Genomic DNA, 19,073 nt, shown 5'->3' on the forward strand with positions numbered 1-19,073 from the left:
CTGGCCTTTCAAAAAGATCTTGGGAACCGAACGGCCGGTGCGGGTGAGAACGGGGTGAAGGGCGCGAACGCGCCCTACGGAAGGAAAGCCCCCATGGAAAGACTCACGCTGTGGTGAGCGCCGCGCTGTCCGGCCGTCCAACGGCCGACGCCGACGCCGCCGTCATCGCGGAGTCGCTGGCCGAGCCCGATCGTTTCGCCCGCATCTTCGACCTGCACGCGGACGAGATCCACCGCTACGCCGCCCGGCGGCTCGGCGCCGACCAGGTGAGCCTGGCCGACGACGTGACCGCCGAGACCTTCCTGGTCGCTTTCCGCAAGCGCCGGCGCTACGACCTCACGCGCCCCGACGCGCGCCCCTGGCTGTACGGCATCGCCGCCAACCTCATCTCCAAGCACCGCCGTACCGAGACCAGGAAGCTCAGGGCGCTCGCCCGCACGGCCGAGCCGGAGGGCGAGGCGTTCGAGCAGCGCAGCGTCGACCGGATGGACGCGGAACGGCTCGGCCCCAGCCTGGCCGCCGCCCTGGCCAGGCTCGGCGCGGCCGAGCGGGAACTGCTGTTCCTCGTCACCTGGGCCGAGCTGTCCTACGAGCAGGCGTCCGAGGCGCTGGGCATCCCGGTGGGCACCGTGCGCTCGCGCCTGTCACGCACCCGAGCCAAGATCCGCAGCGCCCTGGAAGGCACCCCATGAACGAGTTCGACCTGGTCGGCCAGGCACGTCCCGACGTCCCCCCCTACGATCCCGGCACCAAGGCCATGGCCAGGGATCAGCTGGTCGCGGCGGGCAGGAAGCGCCTCGCGTGGCGCAAGCCGTACACCTTCGCCGTGGCCGGAGCGCTCGCGCTCGCGGTCGGCGTGGGCGCGGCCGTGTTCCTGCCCGCCGAGACCCCTCGCGTGAGCCCGCGGCAGAGCGCGCCCGTCGCGCTGCCGAAGATCGCGCTCATGTCGGCGGAGCAGGTGTTCGACCGTGCGGCGGGGGCCGCTGTCGAGGAGCTGGAGCCACGCGACGACCAGTACGTGGTCACCGAGTCTCAGACCATGTACACCTCACAGTCGATCGGCGAGAACACGGAGGAGCGCTGGCTGTACCGGACGAAGCGGAAGATCTGGCTCAGGGCCGACGGGAAGCAGGACTCCCAGGGGCGTGACGGCGTGCTCCAGATCGAGACCATCGACCCGGTCGCCTATCCCGGCTGGGAGATCCCGAAGCAGGCCTACGAGGAGAAGGGCGTCTCGGTCATGCCGCTGACGTCCTGCGGCACGAAGGGGCCGTGGAGCAAGGACTACGCGACGCTCAAGCAGTTGCCCACCGACGCCGAGGCGATGAAGGCGTGGCTGTACAAGACCTTCCCCAGCAACGGCGACAAGCAGATCGCGCCCGAGTTCGCGGTCTGGGACGGCGCCAGCGAACTGCTGCGCGAGGCGTACATGCCGCCGGCGCAGCGGGCCGCGCTGTTCAAGGCGCTGGGCACGCTACCCGGCATCACCGTCACCGAGGACGCCGAGGACGCGGCGGGCCGTAAGGGGCTCGGGGTCGGCGGCGTCTGGGACGGCCGGCGCTCCGAGCTGATCATCGACGGGCAGAGCTACGCGCTGCTCGGCGAGCGCAGCGTGGTCGTCGACGAGAAGGCGGGCGGGGCGCCTGTCGGCAGCCTCCTGGCCTCCACCGCGCAGCTGAAGGTCTCGGTCTCCGACACCGCGCCCGACGCGCCGGTCACCTCGAAGGAGGACTGCTCCCAGAGCCAGGGTGGCTGAGCGCGTCCAGCAGCCACTCGGCCAGGTAGCCGGTGAACGACGAGCGCACATAGACGCGGAAGACGTCCGGGGCGGTCCGTTCCAGGATCACCCCGGCCTTTCCGAGCAACGTCTGCGCGTATCCGGGGAAGACCGCGGGGTGCAGGTCGATCGGGCAGCCGGTGACCAGCACCTCGACGGCGTCCGGGCCGGACAGCTCCAGCACGGTGCGCTGGCCGGAGACGTCCGTCCAGCCATCCCTGCCGCTCTCCCCGGTCACCAGCCACCAGGCGGGACCCAGGCGCAGTCCCTGACCCGGGTCCTGGCCGCGTACCTCCCACATGCGTGCGAACGGCAGCTCGCGCAGCCGTACCCGCTCAGAACTCGCGGCCAGGAAACGGTGGGCGAACCGACCGGCCGGGCTCTCCGGCCGCCACTCCCCCACCGTGCCGACGCGCTCGACCGGGTCGCCGTCGCGGCGGGCGTTGCCCGGGTCGTAGAAGACCGGCTCGACCACCGTGACCGGCACCGTACGCCCGCCCGAGACCGCCTCCAGCCGGTCGCCCGGCGCCACGTCACGCGCCATCGCCAGCACGGCGCCGGTGTAGCTGGAGGTCACGTGACCCAGCATCTCGCGACCGCCCGGCGCGACCAGTTGCGCCCCTTCCTCCACGAACGCCTCCGGCCGCAGCCCGACCAGGCGCTTACGGCCCTCGCGCGCGGTGTCGGGGCGGGCGTGCGAGCGCTTGCCGACGTAGTCCGGCTTGCGGCGCGAGACGATCCACTCCATGCCGAGGTCCTGCGGGGTGACGGTCCCGTCGGTCTCCTGCCCGACGATCGCGAAGCCCTTCTCCGCGCGCAGCACGTGCATGGCCTCCGTCCCGTACGGCACCGCCCCCAGGGCCAGCACGCTCTCCCACAACGCGGCGCCGTACCACCAGGGCACGTTGACCTCGTAGGCCAGCTCGCCCGAGAAGCTGATCCTGAACACGCGCCCGTCCACCCCGGCGACCGGCGTCTCCACGCACCGCATGAACGCCAGCTCCGCCGCCTCGGGCGAGAGCGCCGCCACGACCTCGCGCGCCTTCGGCCCCGCCACCGCCACGGTCGCCCAGTGGTCGGTCACCGAGGTGAACCGCACGTCCAGCTCGGGCCACTCGGTCTGATGCCACTCCTCCAGCCAGTCGAGCACGGCGGCGGCGTTGCCCGTCGTGGTCGTCATGAGGAAGTGGTCGGGCCCAATCCTGGCCGTGGTGCCGTCGTCGAAGACCATGCCGTCGGCCTTGCACATCAGCCCGTAGCGGCAGGCGCCCACGGCCAGCGTCGAGTACAGGTTGGTGTAGATCCGGTCCAGGAACTCACCGGCGCCGGCGCCCCTGATGTCGATCTTGCCGAGGGTGGAGGCGTCCATGGCGGCCACCGCCGTACGCGCCGCCCTGCACTCACGCCGCACCGCCTCGTCCATGTCCTCCACGCCGAGGGGGAAGTAACGCGGGCGCTTCCACTGGCCGACGTCCTCGAAGACCGCGCCCCTGGCGAGGTGCGACTCGTGCATGGCGGTGGTCCGCACGGGGTCCGACAGCGCGCCGCGGTCGCGCCCCGCCAGCGTCGCGAAGGACACCGGCGTGTACGGCGGGCGGAACGTCGCCGTCCCCATCTGGCCCGGCGCCGTCCCGAGCAGCGCGGACATGACGCCCACGACCACCGCGCCCGCCGTCTTGCCCTGGTCGGCCCCGGTGCCGGCGGTGGTGTAGCGCTTGACGTGCTCCACCGAGCGCATGCCGGTGCCGGAGGCGCGCCGCAGGTCGGCCACGGTGACGTCGCGGTGGAGGTCGGCGAAGGACACGGCGGGATCGTCGCCCATCACCCAGAGCGCGGCGGGCGGCCTACGCGGCGGCTCGTCGCTGCCGGGGACGTGGTGGCTCGCCCGCTCGGCGAACCCGGTCAGCCCCGCCGCCTGGGAGCCGGCGGCGAAGCCGTCCGCGATCGCCTCGGCGGTGCCGTACAGGCCTCTGCACGCCCCGGCCGAGCGCTCGGCCTGCGCCGACAGGTGCGGCACGAACGCCTGCAGCTCCTCGTCGAACCGCAACCTGCCCTGCGACTGGCTGAACAGGTGCACCACCGGGTTCCATCCGCCGGCCACGGCCAGCAGATCGGCCGCGAAAAGCCCGCCGCCGCGCGTACGGACGCCGGTGAGCACCCCTTCCGCGTCGGCGGTGGTGCCGGTGATCTCCGCGCCGTCGCGGGCGTCGAGGACGGCGAGCACCTCCACCCCCGCCGCCGCCAGGTCGCGGGCGGCCTCGTGTCCGGAGTCGGCGCAGGTGAAGACCACCGCTCTGGTGCCGGGCCGCACGCCGTACCTGTTGGCATAGGCACGCGCCGCGGAGGCGAGCATCACGCCGGGACGGTCGTTGTCAGGGAAGGCCAGGGAGCGCTCCTGCGCGCCCGTCGCCAGCACCACGCGGCGCGCACGCAGATGCCACAGGCGCTCGCCCGAGCCGCGCCTCTCGACCGCGGTCAGGTAGTTGTCGTCGTAGTAGCCGATCGCGGTGGTCCTGGTCAGCACCCGCACCTCGGGCAGCACCGCGAGCCGGTGCGCGACCTCGGCCACCCAGTCGAGGGCGGGCGCGCCGTCCAGCCTGGCCCGGCCGGCGAGCAGGTCGCCGCCCAGGAACGGCTGGTCATCCACCAGGATGACGCGCGCGCCCGACTCGCCGGCCGCCAGCGCCGCGGCCAGCCCCGCGGGGCCGCCGCCCACCACGAGCACGTCGCAGTGCAGGTAGCCCTTGTCGCAGCGGCGCCCGTCCGGTTCGGACAGGTCGACGCGGCCCTTGCCGCTCAGGCTCCACGCGGCCAGGCCCTCGTACAGCTCGACCGTCGTGGCCGCGAGCATGGGGTCGGCGCCCACGCGGACCAGCGCGTTCGGCTCCTCGGGGCCCGCGGAGAAGACGCCGCGCGGGCGGCCCAGGTCGACGCTGCGCCCGACCACGCGCACGCCGTTGCGCAGCAGCGCGGCCGCGAGCGTGTCGCCCGGCCGCCCCTCGTAGGGCCGCTCGTCGAAGGTGAACCTCACGGGTGCGGCCTCATCTCGTGAGTGACGGTGTGGCGGGTCACGGAGAACCAGGTCCGGCAGCCGTGCGCGTGGAACCAGCGCTCGTGGAACCAGCCCTTGGGGTTGTCGCGCATGAACAGGTATCCGGCCCACGCCTCGTCGCCGGCGTCCGGGGTGTAGGCGATCCCGGCCTGGCCGCCGTAGGCGAACTCGTTCTCGTCGCGTGGCCCGCAGTGCGGGCAGTCGATCAGCATCATCAGTGCGCCACCGCCGCGGCTCCGTGCTCGTCGATGAGGGCGCCGGTGGTGAACCGCTCCAGCGCGAAGGGTACGGCCAGCGGGTGCGGCTCGTCATGGGCGATCGTGTGGGCGTAGACCCAGCCGGAGCCGGGGGTGGCCTTGAAGCCGCCGGTGCCCCAGCCCGCGTTGATGAACAGGCCCTCGACCGGCGTCCTGCCGATGATCGGGGAGGCGTCGGGCGAGACGTCCACGACGCCGCCCCAGGTGCGCAGCACCCGGACCCGGCTGAAGATCGGGAACAGCTCCAGGGCCGCGGCCATCTGGGCTTCGATGACGTGGAAGGCGCCGCGCTGGCCGTAGGAGTTGTACGAGTCGATTCCGGCGCCCATGACCAGTTCGCCCTTGTGGGCCTGGCTGACATAGACGTGGACGGCGTTGGACATCACGACGCAGTCGAGGACCGGTTCCAGCAGTTCGGAGACGAGGGCCTGGAGGGGGTGGGACTGCAGCGGCAGCGGGATCCCCGCTTGGGCGGCGAGCACGGAGGTGTGCCCGGCGGCCGCGAGCGCGACCTTCCCGGCCGCGATCCGCCCCCTGGTCGTTTGAACGGCCGAGACCCTGTTTTCCACCATTTCGAAGCCGGTGACTTCGATGTTCTGGATGAGGTCGATGCCGTAGGCGTCCGCTTTGCGGGCCAGGGCCCAGGCGACGTGATCGTGCTTGGCGATCCCGCCGCGCCGCTGCAGCGTGGCGCCGAGGACCGGGTAGCGGGCGGAGTCCGAGACGTTGACGACCGGGCAGAACTTCTTGACCTCGTCCGCCTCCAGCCACTCGGCGTCGACGCCGTTGAGGCGGTTGGCGTTGACCCTGCGTCTGCCCTCGCGGACGTCCGCCAGGTTGTGGGCGAGGTTGAGCACACCCCGCTGGCTGAACTGCAGGTCGTAGTCGAGGTCGTCGCTGAGCCCCTCCCAGAGCTTGAGTGAGTGCTCGTAGATGGCGGCGCTCTCGTCCCACAGGTAGTTGGAACGGATGATCGTGGTGTTCCTGGCCATGTTGCCACCGGCCAGCCAGCCCTTCTCCAGGACGGCGACGTTGGTGATCCCATGGTTCTTGGCCAGGTAATAGGCGGTGGCCAGCCCATGCCCACCGGCGCCGACGATGACCACGTCGTAGGCGGGCTTCGGCTCGGGATTCCGCCACAGAAACTCAGGATGGCTCACGCCGCCCACCTCCACCCTTCCCCAGCCCCGCACCAGCCGGGGCCCGCCCGCCTCCGGCCCAACCCACCCGAGCCCGTCCACCCGAACCCGTCCACCCCGAGTCCGACCGATCGGGGTCTGACCGATCGGGGTCTGACCGATCGAGGTCTCGGGGGTTCTGATCGGGTGTCGTCGGGTGGGGTGGGGGTTCCGTCGATCGGGTCATCGTCGGATCTTCTCCATCTTGGCGTCGAACAGGGGCTCGGCCCCGACCTCGGCCGGGACGGGGCGGCCGAAGTAGGCGACCTCCACCTCCGTGCCAGGAGCGGTGAGGTCGATCGGCAGCCAGGCGTAGGCGATCGGGCGGCCGATGGTGTGGCCGTAGGCGGCGCTGGTGGTGTAGCCGACCGTGGCGCCGCCGTGCCGTACCGGCTCCTTGCCCATCACGACCTCCGCCGTCAGCAGCGGCACGAGCTTGCGCGTGATCTCCTTGGACAGCGCGTCCCGGCCGAGGAAGTCCTTGTCCTCCCGGACGGCGAAGGCCAGCCCCGCCTCGTACGGGTTGTGCTCAGGCGTCATGTCCACGCCCCACAACCGGTACCCCTTCTCCAGCCGCAGGCTGTTGAACGCCGCCCGCCCGCCCGCGATCGGCAGCCCCGTCGCCCAGAGCGTGTCCCAGAGTTTGAGGCCCAGATCGGAGGTGGTGTAGAGCTCCCAGCCCAGTTCCCCCACATACGACACCCGCATGGCGGTGACCGGCACATGCCCGATATAGCCCTGCTTACAGGTGAAATACCGGAACCCCTCATGAGACATGTCCAGGTCCGTGAGCGGCTGCACCAGTTCGCGGGCCCGCGGCCCCCAAACGCCCACACAGCATGTCCCGGGCGTGATGTCCCGGACCTGCGCATCGCCCGGCGCGTGCCGCCGCAGCCAGTCGAGGTCGAGGTTCCCGTTGGCGCCGACCTGGAACCGCTCCTCGCTCAGCCGCGCGACCGTGAGATCGGACCGCACCCCGCCGCCGGCATCGAGCAGCAGCGTGTACGTCACGGAACCGGGCTTCTTGTCGACGTTGTTCGTCGTCATCCGCTGCAGAAACGCCGCCGCCCCGGCCCCCGCCACCTCGATCCGCTTGAGGGGCGTCATGTCGTAGAGGGCGACCCGCTCACGGGTGTGGCGGGACTCGGCGGCGGCGATCGGCGACCAGTACCGCGCCGCCCAGTCGTCCCGCTGCCCGGGATCGCCATCGGAAAGCGGGGTGTTGGACGTGAACCACTGCGGGCGTTCCCACCCCGCCCCCTCCAGGAAGAACGCCCCGAGCTCCCGCTGACGCGGATGGAACGGGCTGGTCCGCAGAGGACGGGGCGATTCCATCGGCTGGAGCGGATGGATGATGTCGTAGACCTCGACGAAGTTCCGCTTGCCGCGTTCCTCGACGAAGGCGGGCGCGAGGTGCACGGGCTCGAAGCGGTTCAGCTCGCACTCGTGCAGGTCGAAGCTCGAACGCCCGTCGACCAGCACCTCCGCCAGCGCCTTGGCCACTCCCGCGGAATGCGTCACCCACACCGCCTCGGCCAGCCAGAACCCGTCGAGCTGCGGCGCCTCCCCGATCAGCGGGAACCCGTCCGGCGTGAAGGAGAAGATCCCGTTGATCCCGTCGGTGCAGGCCGACTCCTTGAGCGCGGGCAGCAGGTCGACGGCGTCCCGCCAGGCAGGTTCGAAGTCCTCTTCGGTGAACGCCTGCACCGACGGCATCGTGGTGCCGTTGGGCCCGATCTCCTCCTGCCGGACCGGCATCGGCCGGTGCGCATAGGACCCGACGCCGATCTGATCCCCGTGTTCCCGGAAATACAGGTCTCTGTCCTGGTGCCGCAGGATGGGCCGCACCGCTTCAGGATTTCCTTCCAGTACGGCCAGCGGCTCCGACCGCGCGTACTGGTGGGCCAGCGGCAGCAACGGCACGCTCACGCCCGCCATCGCCCCGATGCCCGGCCCCCAGAACCCGGCCGCGCTGACCACGACATCAGCGGGTATGACCCGGTACTCGAGCCCCTCCGCACCGACCTCGACCGCCACTCCGGTGACGCGCCCGCCCTGCTGTTCGATCCCGACCACGGTGTGGTGCGGCAGGAACCGCGCCCCCCGCTCGATCGCCCGCCGCGCCTGCGCCTCGCCGCACCGCAACGCGCTGGCCAGCCCGTCCGTGGGCACGAAGTAGCCGCCCAGCACCCGAGCGGGATCGAGCAGAGACCACAGTTCGAGGCACCGCTCGGGGCTGATCACCTCACCGTGCACACCCCACGCCTCGGCCCATCCCTGGCGTCGCCGCAGGTCCGCGAGCCGTTCGGGCGTCGTGGCCACTTCCAGCCCGCCGACCTGCTTGAAGCACCACTGCCCATCGAGCGAGAGCCCGCTGTACTTGTTGACCGTGTAGGTGGCGAACTCCGTCATCGTCTTGGACGGATTGGTCTGGAACACCAGCCCAGGCGCATGAGAACTCGACCCGCCCGCCGCGAACAGAGGCCCCTGCTCGACCACGGTGACGTCGGTCCACCCCCGCCCGGTGAGCTCATCGGCCAGGGCGCAGCCCACAATGCCGGCTCCAATGATCACTAACCGCGGCCGGGACACCATGCGCCCTCCGGTTGTTCCCTAATACGCAACACGTACCGGACTACGCAACGAACATAGAGCCCACCCGACCCCCAAACAAGAGCCCCACAGCCACCAACATCAAGCCGAACGGCACGAAAGACCAGGACCCCCACAGCCCAGCGACCAACAGGCCCACCGCAGGGCACGAGCGAGGTGGAAGACACTCAGCTCGAAGAACGAGGTTGACGAGGGCCGTTGCGGTGGGGACCACGTCCGACGTGAGAAGCGATCCCCCCGATCGGCGTCAACCGGCGACGGCGGGTGGCGGCAGCCTGGCTTGCCGTAACAGAAGGAAGCCCCTAGCAGAAAGAACGTAAAGACTAGGAGCGCCCGTAGGCGTCCTCCAGGCGCTCGATGTCGTCCTCGTCGAAGTGGCCGAAGGCGATCTCGAGGATGCGGGTGGCGGGGCCGGAGCTGCTGAGGCGGTGGGTCTGGCCGGCGCGGATCAGGACCCGGTCGCCGACCGAGGGCTCCGTGCGCTCGCCGTCGATCTCGAACACGCAGCCCGGGTCCAGCGCCACCCACAGCTCGTCCCGCGACGTGTGCCGCTGAAGGCTGAGCCGCTGACCGGGCGCCACATCGATGATCTTCACGGTCGACATCTCATTCAGGGTGAAGCGCTCAAACCCACCCCAAGGCCGGTCGTCCCTGATAACTGCCGCAAGACGGTCGATGTCGCCCATAAATCCCTCCGAAACGTGAAGATCAGAGAGCAAACTATCAGGTCAGCAGAATCCCACCGTCAACCGGCAGCGTCACGCCCGTGATGTACGACGAGGCGTCGCTCGCCAGAAACACCGCCGCCGCCACGAGTTCATCGGCCTCGCCCACCCGGCCCATCACCACCCGCTGCTCCAGCATGCGCTCCAGGTACCCGGCGCTGTACTCCTCCGTCATCTCCGAGGCGAAGAATCCGGGCTCCAAGCAGTTGACCCGGATCCCGCGCCGCCCCGTCCACTGCTGCGCCAGATCACGGGTGAGCCCGATGACCCCGGCCTTCGACGCGCTGTAGGCCGCCTGCGGTAGTCCCGCCGTGGTCTCACCGAGGATGCTGCCGATGTTGACGATGGACGACCCGGGCCGCATGACGCGCGCGCACGCCTGCGCCATCCAGTAGCTCCCGTGCAGGTTGATGTCGATCACCCGCCGGAACTCCTCGGGACTCTCCCGCAACGCCGGTACGGCAGTGCCCACCCCAGCATTGTTGATCAGGACGTCGACCTGCCCGAACTCCGCCACAGCGGCCTCGACCAGGGCCTGGCACTGCTCGACCACGGTCACGTCGGTGGCGACGGCCAGGCAACGCCGCCCGGCTTCCTCGACCAGCTTCCGGGTCCCGTCGAGCCGATCGGCCCGCCGGGCGCCGATCACGATGTCGGCCCCCGCCTGCGCCAGCCCGCGGGCGAAGGCCACGCCCAGGCCCGACGAGGCCCCGGTGACGATGGCCACCTTCCCGTCGAGCCTGAACTTGTCGATCATCAGAGACCGTACTCCTTGACGATGCGCTCGTGCCGCTCGACCTCGACGTCGATCTCGCGGGCCAGGTCGAGCCAGGCCAGCGGGTGCGACCAGCGCTCGGTGGCGTCGTCGAGCAGGGCGTCGACATCGGTGGCGGCGACGTCCGGCGGGACGGCGACCCAGCCGTAGACGCCGGGCAGCGTCTCGCCGGAGGTCGGGTGGGTGACGGTGTAGTTTTCCTCCGAGTAGACCCACATCGGCCAGCCGCGTTCGGCCATGACCTCGGTGAACTCGGCCCAGTCGCTCTCGGACGGCGCGGCGCCGTCGAAGAAGTAGCTGACGTAGCCGCCGGGGCGCAGGATGCTCACGGCCGCGAACGGCGGCACGAAGTTCTCCTGCTCCTTCGGGTCGTCGGGGATGGGCTCCAGCAACTGCGGGTCGAAGACGACCAGGTCGCCGGCGTTGTACTCCATGCCACGCGGCTGCGGCAGCGCCAGGCGCGCCGTGGCCGGGCCGGTGCGGATGGACAGCACCTGCCGCTGACCGCCGTCGGGCGCCGGGAGGATGACCCGGATCAGGCCCATCTCCTCCTCGATCGGGCCCTCGGTGGACTGGATCGGCATCCCGATCTTGGCCGCGCCCTTGCGGACGGTGTCCCAGTCCTCGGCGGCGGTGGCCATCACGACCATGCGCCAGACGTCCTCGTCGTTGAGCTCGTCGAGGACCTCCAGCAGCACCTGGGCGCCGCGGGCGTTGTCGTCGAGCTGCTGCGCCGCGCCCGAGACCAGGCGGCGCGCCTCCGTGCCGGCGCCGGCGGCGATGGCGTGCTCGCCCTCGGCGACGGTCTCGGCCCAGCGCTCGCGAGCGCTGTGCAGGCGGGCGAGGGTGAGGTGCTGGGCGGCGTGCGGCAACATCGCGGCCATCTGCTCGAGCCGCTCGTCCTGGCGGGCCTCGATGAGCAGCGTGGTCAGGTACGCGACGTCGTCGGGGTCGGCTGTGGCGATGTCGCCGGAGTCGACGAACATCTTCCAGTAGATGTCGGCGCCGGTGGCCGGGTAGCCGAGGAAGCCGAGCGTGGTGGTGTGGCGGCGGGTGGCCTCCAGGTCGGAGCCGGAGATCGGGGCCAGCCAGCCGACCCACTTCTCGGGGTCGGCGTTGAAGCCGTCGGCGGCGTCGAAGTAGGCGACCCGCTCCTCCTCGGAGCCGGGGGCGTCCGGCTCGGAGGTGGCGTCGGCGGCGGCGCGCAGGCCGGCGATGCGCCCGGCGACGCTCTCCGCGTCGCGCAGTTCACCCGAGAACTGCTCGGCGAGGTCGGCCAGCAGCCGCGCCTGCCACACGCCCTGGCGCGCGATGGCCAGGTCGCCGGCGACCAGGGCCAGCTCCACGCGGGCCTGGTAGCCGCCCATCATGCTGAAGTAGTCGATCCACTGGCGCAGGACGCGGCCGAGCTGCCAGGTGTTGGTGATCTGCGAGGAACCGGCCAGCTTGAGCACGACCTGCGCCCACTCGACGAAGTCGCGCGGGTGGTTGCCCACGACGTCGAGGTCGGGCAGCGCGTCCACGGCCTCGGCGGTACGGCCGAGCTCGGCCAGGATGCGCGCGCGGCGTACACCGTCGCGGTGGGGCTTGGCGGGCGGGTCGTCGGCCGGGAAGTCGGCGGCGGCCTGCAGCGCGGTCAGCGCGGCTTCGGCGCGGCCCGCGGCCAGCAGCGCGTGGGCGCTCGCGGCGCCGAGCTCCCAGCTGGCCGGCTTGTCGACGGCGCGCAGCTGCTCGACGGCGGACTCGGCGTAGGTGACGGCCTCCTCGGCGCGCCCGGCGTCGACCAGGGCCGCGACGTACTGCGTCACCAGGCCGGTGAAGGCGGGCTGGTCGGCGGGCAGGCCCTCGATGACCGCGCCCAGCTTCTCCAGGCGCTGCTCGGCGTAGCCGGGGCCGTCGGCGTTGGCCCAGGCCAGGGCGAGCGCCTCGACGGCGGCCGGGGCAGCGGGGCAGTCACGCACCTCTTCGCGCTGGGCGAACGCGAGCAGTTCCTCCGCGTCGCCGATCGCCACCGCGCCCTGGGCCCGGTCGCCCACCCGGCCCACGAGATGCCAATAGCGGGCGTAGAACTCGAGCCAGGGCAGCCCGAGCGCCTCCGCCTGCTGCGCGATGGCCGGAGCCATCACGTCGAGCTGGGGATAGCGGCCCTCATAGGCCTGTGCGGGGAGGTCTCCCAGCGCCATGGCGAGGCCCACGTTGCCCGCCTCGGAAAGCTGCTGCTGGGTGTCGCCGACCCAGGCCCAGATGTCCACGTCCATGGGCAGTCAGTCTGCCAGGTCAATGGGCGTGCCCCAAACGGAGAAGCCCTATCAGCTCATCCGATTCAGCCGCGTTCAGGACAGAAAATACCGGAGCCATGAGCCGATCCGTCGTCTCCTCGATCTTAGCCCTGCGCTCGATCACCTCGGCGGGGAGCTGCGGATAAGGCTCCGGCCAGGTGAAGAACCGCGCGATCGACTCGCCGGTCGCACGTCCGAACGGGGTGCCCTCGTGCGAGGCGGCGAGGACGGCGTCCAGCGGATGCATCCCTTCCGCGATCACCGCATTGGCATGCAGACCGCCCCGTAGCTCGCGCACGACGTGCATGAGCTGCGTCGCCCGCGCGGGCGCGTCATCGGGCAGGGGTACGGCCCGCCACCCGGCGAACAGCGGAGCCCCGACCGGCGAGGCCTTCTCGACGACCGGTTCGAGCAACTCGGCGATCCTGGCGCAGCCGTCGAAGCCGCCGAGCTTGCGGCGCCCCCACGCGTGGCAGGCGCCGGTGTAGAGCTCGACCGCCTGCTCGACGGGCATCTTGCGGCCGCCGTCCCAGCTCTGGGAGACGTGCTCCGGCGGGAAGAAGACGGCCACGGAGGTGACCACGTCGGCCTCGCACTCGCCGAGCACGCCGCAGCGCCCGCGGAAGTAGAGCTCGCGTGGGCCGAGGCCGTGCTCCTCACAGAGCGCCTTGGCCTCCCTCGACAGCATGAAGTTGCCGCCCAGGACGCCGATGGGCGCTTTGACCTCGATCGCGGTGGTCAGTGGATCAGCCATGCGCCCAGCATCGCTCAGGAGAACATTATTCTGCAAGGGTCAGGTCGCCGGAGGCGATGATCACCGCCGGTCCGCTGAGGTAGCTGGTCTCCTCGTCGAGGGTGACCGTGAGCCGGCCGCCGGCGACCTCCACGATCCACTCGCCGGTGACCTCGCCGCTCAGGTGGGCGGCGGCGACGGCGGTGGCCACCGCCCCGGTGCCGCACGAGCGGGTCTCGCCGGAGCCGCGCTCGAAGACGCGCATGACCGCGCGGCGCGGGCCCACGGCGTTGAACAGCTCGATGTTGACGCCGCTGGGGAAGACGCCCGGGTCGAAGGCCGGCTGGTGGGTCAGGTCGAGCTGGACGACGGGGTCGCCGATGGCGCAGGCCAGGTGGGGGTTGCCCATGTCGACGTGCAGGCCGGTGTACTCCTGGCCGGAGACGGAGGTGACGCTCTCGCCGTACACCGTGGGCTTGCCCATGTCTATCGTCACGTCCCCCTCGGCCTGGAGGCGGACCTTGCGGACGCCGCCGCGGGTGGCGATGCCGAACTCTCCCGGCTCGGCGAGACCGGCGTCGACGAGGTAGCGGGCGAAGACGCGTACGCCGTTGCCGCACATCTCGGCCATGCTGCCGTCGGCGTTGCGGTAGTCCATGAACCACTCGGTCTGCCCGGCCTGCTCGGAGACCTCGGGGCTGATCTTGCTGCGGACCACGCGGAGCACGCCGTCGGCGCCGAGGCCGGTGCGGCGGTCGCAGATCTCGGCCACGAGCGCGGCCGACAGGTCGATCTCGCCATCCGGGTCGGGGATGATGACGAAGTCGTTCTCAGTACCGTGGCCCTTCAGAAACTTCATGACACAAGCCTATCGACCGCAAGACCCAGCAGATCGGGCGCGTTGTAGGGTAGCCAGACCACGCGGGGGTCGCGGCGGAACCACGACTCCTGGCGGCGGGCGAAGCGCCGGGTGGCCCGGACGGTCTCGGCGAACGCCTCCTCCTCGGTCCACTCCCCCGCCAGATATTTCATGACCTGGGCGTAGCCGAGCGCGCGGCCTGCCGTACGGCCGTCCGCCAGGCCCTGATCGAGCAGGACCCGCACCTCGTCGACCAGGCCCGCCTCCCACATCCGCCCGACCCGCAGCTCGATGCGGGCGTCCAGTTCGGGGCGCGGCACGTCGAGGCCGATCTGGACACTCGGGTACAGCGCCTCGTAGGAGGGCATCGTCGCCGAGAAGGGGCGCCCGGAGAACTCGATGACCTCCAGCGCGCGCACGATCCGCCGGCCGTTGCTGGGCAGGATCGCCTCGGCGGCCTTGGGGTCGCCGGCCCGGAGCCGCTCGTACAGGACGGCGGGCCCCACCTGGGCCAGCTCCGCCTCCAGGCGGGCGCGGACCGCCGGGTCGGTTCCGGGGAAGTCGAGGTCGTCGAGGGCGGCGCGTACGTACAGGCCGCTCCCGCCGACGAGGATCGGCACCTCCAGCTTGTCCAGCAGCGGCCGGACCAGCCTCTGGTACTCGGCCACGCTGGCGGTGACGGTCACATCCCAGACGTCCAGTAGATGGTGAGGAACACCTCTTTGCTCGGTTTGGGAGAGTTTCGCCGTTCCAATGTTCATTCCTCGGTAAAGCTGCATGGAGTCGGCATTGATGCATTCGCCCCCCAGCCGGAGGGCCAGATCCACGGCGAGATCGGACTTTCCGGCCGCGGTGGGCCCCACGACGGCGATGACAGGCTGCGTACGCACACCGATAAGTGTGTCAACACAAGGGGTATGAAGGAGACGACGGCTCGGGGGGGCCGTCAATGAGACATCGGGGGAAGACATGTCGATTTTCGACAAGGTCAAGGAGATGTTCGGCGGGCACGACGAGAAGCTGAAGAACATCCCCGAACAGGCCAAGGACACCGCCGGTCAGACTCAGGACTCGGCGGGCGGCATGATGGACGGCCTGCGCGAGAAGGCCGAGGACGCCGCCAACCAGGGCATCGACAAGGCCTCCACGGCCGCGAGCGAGGCCACCGGCGGCAAGTACGACGAGCACATCGCCAGGGGCACCGACATGGCCAAGGACGCCGCCGACAAGATCGACGGCAAGGAGGGCTAGAGATCCAGCAGCGTGGGCTGTAGATAGCCCTCGTGGGTGAGCAGCCAGCGTTTGGTCTCCACGCCGACACCGCCGCTGAAGCCGCCCAGGCCCGCCGCCGCGAGCACGCGATGGCAGGGCACCACGATCGGGATCGGGTTCGAGCCCATGATCGACCCGATCCCGCGTGCGGGCACGCTCGTGCCGCTCAGCCGGGCGAGCTCGCCGTAGGTGACGACCTTCCCGTACGGCACGCCGTGCAGCGCCCGCAGCACCGCCCGCCGCGAGCCCGCCATGAGACTCCAGTCGATGGGCGTCTCGAACGCCTTGAGCTCACCGGCGAAATAAAGCTTCAGCTCATCGAGCACGAAAGCCGTACGATCCGGGTCATGAACCTCGTCGAGGCCGACCTGGAGCGGACGCCAGCCCGTCGCGACCAGCCCGTCCTCGCTGACGGCCACATGGAAGGCGCCGACGGGCGTCGGCAGCTGAGCGTAGGCGACGGTGAGCATCGTGTCCTCTCGTGAACTGGTCGTGCTGGGCACCTCAAGCGCGGTCCCTACCCGACACCGTAATCACAATGGCTATGTTTTGCGGTGGGATGGCCAGGGCTACCTGTTCGATCCCGGCGAGGGCAGCCAGCGCCAGCTCCTGCACGCCGGGCTCAGCTCCAGCCAGCTGCACTGGATCTGCGTCACGCACTTCCACGGCGACCACTGCCTCGGCGTGCCCGGCATCGTCCAGCGCATCGCACGCGACCGCGTGAAACACGAGGTCAAAGCGGTCTACCCGGCCAGCGGCGAGCAGTACTGGAACCGCCTGCGCCACGCCGCGGTCTTCACCGACACCGAAGCCATCACCGAACACCCCGTCTCCGGCGACACCGCCACCCTGCCGCCACTGACCGCGCGCCGCCTGTCCCACCCCGTCGAGTCGTACGGCTACCGCCTCCAGGAACCCGACGGCCGCCGCATGCTCCCCGACCGCCTCAGAAGGCACGGCGTCACCGGCCCCGACGTGCGCGTCCTGCAGGAGGAAGGCGTGCTCGGCGGTGTCACGCTGGAGATGTGCAGCGCGCCGCGCCCCGGCCAGTCGGCCGCGTTCATCATGGACACCCGCCTGTGCGAGAACGTCTTCGCCCTGGCCGACGGCGTGGACCTGCTGGTCATCGAGTCGACGTTCCTGTCGGCGGAGGCCGCCCTGGCCAAGGAGTACGGCCATCTGACCGCGCAGGAGGCCGCGCTCGTGGCCAAGGAGTCGGGCGCGCGCCGCCTGGTTCTGACCCACTTCTCCGAGCGCTACGGCCTCGACGCCGAGCCCGTCTTCCTGGAGGAGGCGCGAGCGGTCTTCGACGGCGACGTGATCGTGGCCCGCGACCTCATGACCGTCCAGGTCCCGAAGCGCCCCTAGCTCCAGACCGCCACGGCGTAGCCCACCCCGTAAGGCGCGCACTCCAGAACCAGCTCCGGCCGCAACTCCACCCCCGCCGCCGCTCCGGCCAGCACCTGCAGGGGCGCCCGCCCGCCGGCCCACAGCTCCGCCGCCTCGCCGGGGTCGAGCTCCGCGATCGCCGCGAGGTCCGCCTCGGCGAGCGCCTTGACCAGCCTTCTCTGGTACGGCTCCGCCGCGGGGTCCAGGTAGCCGGGGGACTTGCCGGTCAGCTTGGCCGACCCGTCGGCCATGACCAGCAGGGCGACACGCGACCCGGAGGCGAGGCGCTCCCCCAGCTCCAGGCAGCGGGCGGGACTCGCGTCCGCTGCCACCGCCAGGAACCCGTCCGGGTCGCCGCCCAGCAGCCATCGGCCGATCGTCAGCGACAACGGCAGCACCGGATCGCCCTCGCCGGTCCTGACATCCACGCCCCAGGGGGCCAGCGAACCCGCCGAGCGCGGGCCGTACTCGCGTGTGGTGTCGTCACCGCCGACGACGAACAGCAGGTCGGGCGCGGCGGCACGCAGGGCGGCCACGGCCTCCGCGCAGGCGGCGCGCAGACCGTCGAGCTCGGGGGCGGCGGCACCGGCGAGCTCGGGCACGATCAGCGGAGGATGCGGGCAGACTGCCGCGGCGACAAGCACGCCGCCAGGTTATGCGAACGCGTGACGGCGGTTCACCTACAGATAGGGGTTGTGCCCTTCGCGGACGCGGCCGAACAGGTGAACGGCATGGGCATGCGCCGCGGCGTGCAACCCGTGCCCGAAGCTCACCCTGGCCACCCCCATCGCGGCCAGCTCGGCCAGGGACGGTGAGCCCTTGTGGTAGATCACGTTCACCGGACCGTCGATCGCCGCGGCCAGATCGGCGGGGTCCGGGGCGAGGATCGGGTAGACGCAGTCGGCGCCCGCCTCCAGGTACCGGCGGGCTCTGGCCGCCGCGTCCTCCCGCGTCCTGGCGCCGCCCAGGAAGGTGTCGACGCGAGCGTTGATCACCAGCTCTCCACCGGCGGCGGCCCGCACCTCGGCCAGGAAGTCCGCCTGCTCCCCCGGATCGACCATCTGGCCGGTGCCGGGGTCGGAATCCTCCAGGTTGCAGCCCACGGCGCCCGTCGCCAGCAGGCGCTCCACCAGCTCGGCCGGCTTGAGCCCGTAGCCGCGCTCGACGTCGGCGGTCACCGGCGCCTCCACGACCCGCGCGATCCGCCCCACGGCGGCCAGCATCTCGGCCACCGGCGTCGCCTCGCCGTCGTCGTAGCCGAGCACGCGCGCGATCGCCGCGCTCCCCGTCGCCACGACGGAGAACCCCGCCTCCTGAACGGCCCGCGCCGACGCGGCGTCCCAGACGTTCGGCAGGACCAGGGGATCACCGGGCACGTGCAGAGCTCGCAGGGCGGCGGCCTTCTGACTCGTCATACCCGGAACCTACGACCGCACCAGGTCACCCCAGAAGGTCCATTCACCCCCAGAACCGCCCGACCACTCCAGCGCACGGCACAGCGGGATGGTCAGGGGTCAGCAGCCGGATGCGGCGCATTGGCCGGTCAGTTCGCCGGCCGGGCCGTCCGCCGGGTTGTCCGGGGCGGTGGTGTTGTTGCCCGCCGACCCCGGCTTGTCCGTGCCGGGCTTGCCGGTTCCGGGCTTGGGCGTCGCGGGGTCCGCGGTGTTCGGCTTGGCCGGGACCTGCGGGTTGGGGTTCTGGGGGACGGCGTCCTGGGGAAGGTTCTCGTCGGCGGTGTCGCCTTCCTGCGGAGCGTCGGTGGTGACATCGCCCACCGAGGCGTCCTCGTCCTCCGCCAGTCGCGGATCCGGCTGCTGCCGCGTCTGCTGGACGGTCTGCGGCTGGGTGCCCCCGGCCGGGGATGGGTCGCCGTTGGCCAGGAAGAAACCGGCGCCACCCGCCGCGAGCGCGACCACCAGGGCCGACGCGACGATGATGACCGTCTTGTTCTTCTTGGAGGGGGTACGGCGTGCGCGCCGAGGCTCCTCGCCCGGTCCGTTGAGGATCTCAGGCTTGTCCGGCTCGGTCGGGTGATGCATGGGGGACAGCTCCCTGCGGTCGTATCGGGAAAGCTCGCCGGCTTCCGCGGGTGATGGACCACACTAGCCGCAGCAGTGGAATGCTCGCACAACAGTCGCCGCAACAATCACCGAGGAATCACGAC

18 protein-coding genes are annotated in these 19,073 nt (G+C 71.1%); 4 read left to right on the forward strand and 14 right to left on the reverse strand.

Annotated elements, in window-relative coordinates:
- Window positions 1-110: 110 nt before the first annotated feature.
- The gene (locus ACIBHY_RS32545; protein WP_397248536.1) at window positions 111-692 is read left to right on the forward strand and encodes an RNA polymerase sigma factor; all 582 of its coding nucleotides are present in this window, start codon (window positions 111-113) and stop codon (window positions 690-692) included.
- Complete coding sequence (locus ACIBHY_RS32550) at window positions 689-1,756, forward strand: CU044_5270 family protein (protein ID WP_397248534.1); 1,068 nt, start codon at window positions 689-691, stop codon at window positions 1,754-1,756. Before ACIBHY_RS32545 ends, ACIBHY_RS32550 begins: the two co-directional genes overlap by 4 nt.
- On the opposite strand, the gene ACIBHY_RS32555 is transcribed toward ACIBHY_RS32550, so the two are convergent.
- The 10 genes from ACIBHY_RS32555 to miaA all read right to left on the reverse strand — a co-directional run bounded on the left by ACIBHY_RS32555 (window position 1,716) and on the right by miaA (window position 15,138).
- Window positions 1,716-4,808 carry a 2Fe-2S iron-sulfur cluster-binding protein gene (locus ACIBHY_RS32555; RefSeq protein WP_397308705.1) on the reverse strand — a complete coding sequence of 1,031 codons (3,093 nt, stop codon included), beginning with the start codon at window positions 4,806-4,808 and terminating at the stop codon, window positions 1,716-1,718. The genes ACIBHY_RS32550 and ACIBHY_RS32555 overlap by 41 nt on opposite strands.
- Window positions 4,805-5,044: a sarcosine oxidase subunit delta gene (locus ACIBHY_RS32560; protein ID WP_397248530.1), complete on the reverse strand. Its 240-nt coding sequence runs from the start codon at window positions 5,042-5,044 to the stop codon at window positions 4,805-4,807. The genes ACIBHY_RS32555 and ACIBHY_RS32560 overlap by 4 nt, the downstream gene beginning before the upstream one ends.
- Window positions 5,044-6,246, reverse strand: a complete 1,203-nt coding sequence (locus tag ACIBHY_RS32565; protein WP_397308706.1) for a sarcosine oxidase subunit beta family protein — start codon at window positions 6,244-6,246, stop codon at window positions 5,044-5,046. Before ACIBHY_RS32565 ends, ACIBHY_RS32560 begins: the two co-directional genes overlap by 1 nt.
- Before the next feature lie 201 nt (window positions 6,247-6,447).
- Window positions 6,448-8,859, reverse strand: a complete 2,412-nt coding sequence (locus tag ACIBHY_RS32570) for an FAD-dependent oxidoreductase (protein WP_397308707.1) — start codon at window positions 8,857-8,859, stop codon at window positions 6,448-6,450.
- Between the two features lie 341 nt (window positions 8,860-9,200).
- Window positions 9,201-9,563, reverse strand: a complete 363-nt coding sequence (locus ACIBHY_RS32575; RefSeq protein ID WP_397248525.1) for a phosphomannose isomerase type II C-terminal cupin domain — start codon at window positions 9,561-9,563, stop codon at window positions 9,201-9,203.
- A gap of 37 nt (window positions 9,564-9,600) precedes the next feature.
- Complete coding sequence (locus ACIBHY_RS32580; RefSeq protein WP_397248523.1) at window positions 9,601-10,359, reverse strand: SDR family NAD(P)-dependent oxidoreductase; 759 nt, start codon at window positions 10,357-10,359, stop codon at window positions 9,601-9,603.
- Window positions 10,359-12,635 (reverse strand): tetratricopeptide repeat protein, encoded by a 2,277-nt coding sequence (locus ACIBHY_RS32585; RefSeq protein ID WP_397248521.1) that lies wholly within the window; start codon window positions 12,633-12,635, stop codon window positions 10,359-10,361. The genes ACIBHY_RS32580 and ACIBHY_RS32585 overlap by 1 nt, the downstream gene beginning before the upstream one ends.
- 19 nt (window positions 12,636-12,654) lie before the next feature.
- Entirely contained in the window at window positions 12,655-13,410 is a 756-nt protein-coding gene (locus ACIBHY_RS32590) for a hypothetical protein (protein ID WP_397248519.1), read from the reverse strand.
- Window positions 13,411-13,435: 25 nt separating this feature from the next.
- Window positions 13,436-14,248, reverse strand: coding sequence for a diaminopimelate epimerase (gene dapF / locus ACIBHY_RS32595; RefSeq protein WP_397248517.1), 813 nt, complete (start codon window positions 14,246-14,248; stop codon window positions 13,436-13,438).
- The gene (gene miaA, locus ACIBHY_RS32600) at window positions 14,245-15,138 is read right to left on the reverse strand and encodes a tRNA (adenosine(37)-N6)-dimethylallyltransferase MiaA (RefSeq protein ID WP_397308708.1); all 894 of its coding nucleotides are present in this window, start codon (window positions 15,136-15,138) and stop codon (window positions 14,245-14,247) included. Before miaA ends, dapF begins: the two co-directional genes overlap by 4 nt.
- Window positions 15,139-15,217: 79 nt before the next feature.
- On the opposite strand from miaA, the gene ACIBHY_RS32605 reads away from it, so the two are divergent.
- Window positions 15,218-15,499, forward strand: a complete 282-nt coding sequence (locus ACIBHY_RS32605; protein WP_397308709.1) for an antitoxin — start codon at window positions 15,218-15,220, stop codon at window positions 15,497-15,499.
- Here the strand turns inward: ACIBHY_RS32605 and ACIBHY_RS32610 are convergent.
- Window positions 15,496-15,990, reverse strand: a complete 495-nt coding sequence (locus ACIBHY_RS32610; RefSeq protein ID WP_397308710.1) for a methylated-DNA--[protein]-cysteine S-methyltransferase — start codon at window positions 15,988-15,990, stop codon at window positions 15,496-15,498. The genes ACIBHY_RS32605 and ACIBHY_RS32610 overlap by 4 nt on opposite strands.
- Window position 15,991: 1 nt before the next feature.
- Here ACIBHY_RS32610 and ACIBHY_RS32615 point away from each other — a divergent pair, with 1 nt between their 5' ends.
- Window positions 15,992-16,888 (forward strand): ribonuclease Z, encoded by an 897-nt coding sequence (locus ACIBHY_RS32615; protein WP_397248509.1) that lies wholly within the window; start codon window positions 15,992-15,994, stop codon window positions 16,886-16,888.
- Here ACIBHY_RS32615 and ACIBHY_RS32620 read toward each other — a convergent pair.
- From ACIBHY_RS32620 to ACIBHY_RS32630, 3 genes are all read right to left on the reverse strand, one after another.
- Complete coding sequence (locus ACIBHY_RS32620) at window positions 16,885-17,553, reverse strand: hypothetical protein (protein WP_397308711.1); 669 nt, start codon at window positions 17,551-17,553, stop codon at window positions 16,885-16,887. The two genes, ACIBHY_RS32615 and ACIBHY_RS32620, sit on opposite strands and share 4 nt — an antisense overlap.
- A 36-nt stretch (window positions 17,554-17,589) precedes the next feature.
- Window positions 17,590-18,324 carry an isocitrate lyase/phosphoenolpyruvate mutase family protein gene (locus ACIBHY_RS32625; protein WP_397308712.1) on the reverse strand — a complete coding sequence of 245 codons (735 nt, stop codon included), beginning with the start codon at window positions 18,322-18,324 and terminating at the stop codon, window positions 17,590-17,592.
- Window positions 18,325-18,423: 99 nt separating this feature from the next.
- Window positions 18,424-18,948 (reverse strand): hypothetical protein, encoded by a 525-nt coding sequence (locus tag ACIBHY_RS32630; RefSeq protein ID WP_397308713.1) that lies wholly within the window; start codon window positions 18,946-18,948, stop codon window positions 18,424-18,426.
- Window positions 18,949-19,073: the final 125 nt, after the last annotated feature.

Origin of the sequence: Nonomuraea sp. NPDC050547, from assembly GCF_044457345.1 — a bacterium.
In the GTDB taxonomy this organism is placed as follows: Bacteria; Actinomycetota; Actinomycetes; order Streptosporangiales; family Streptosporangiaceae; genus Nonomuraea.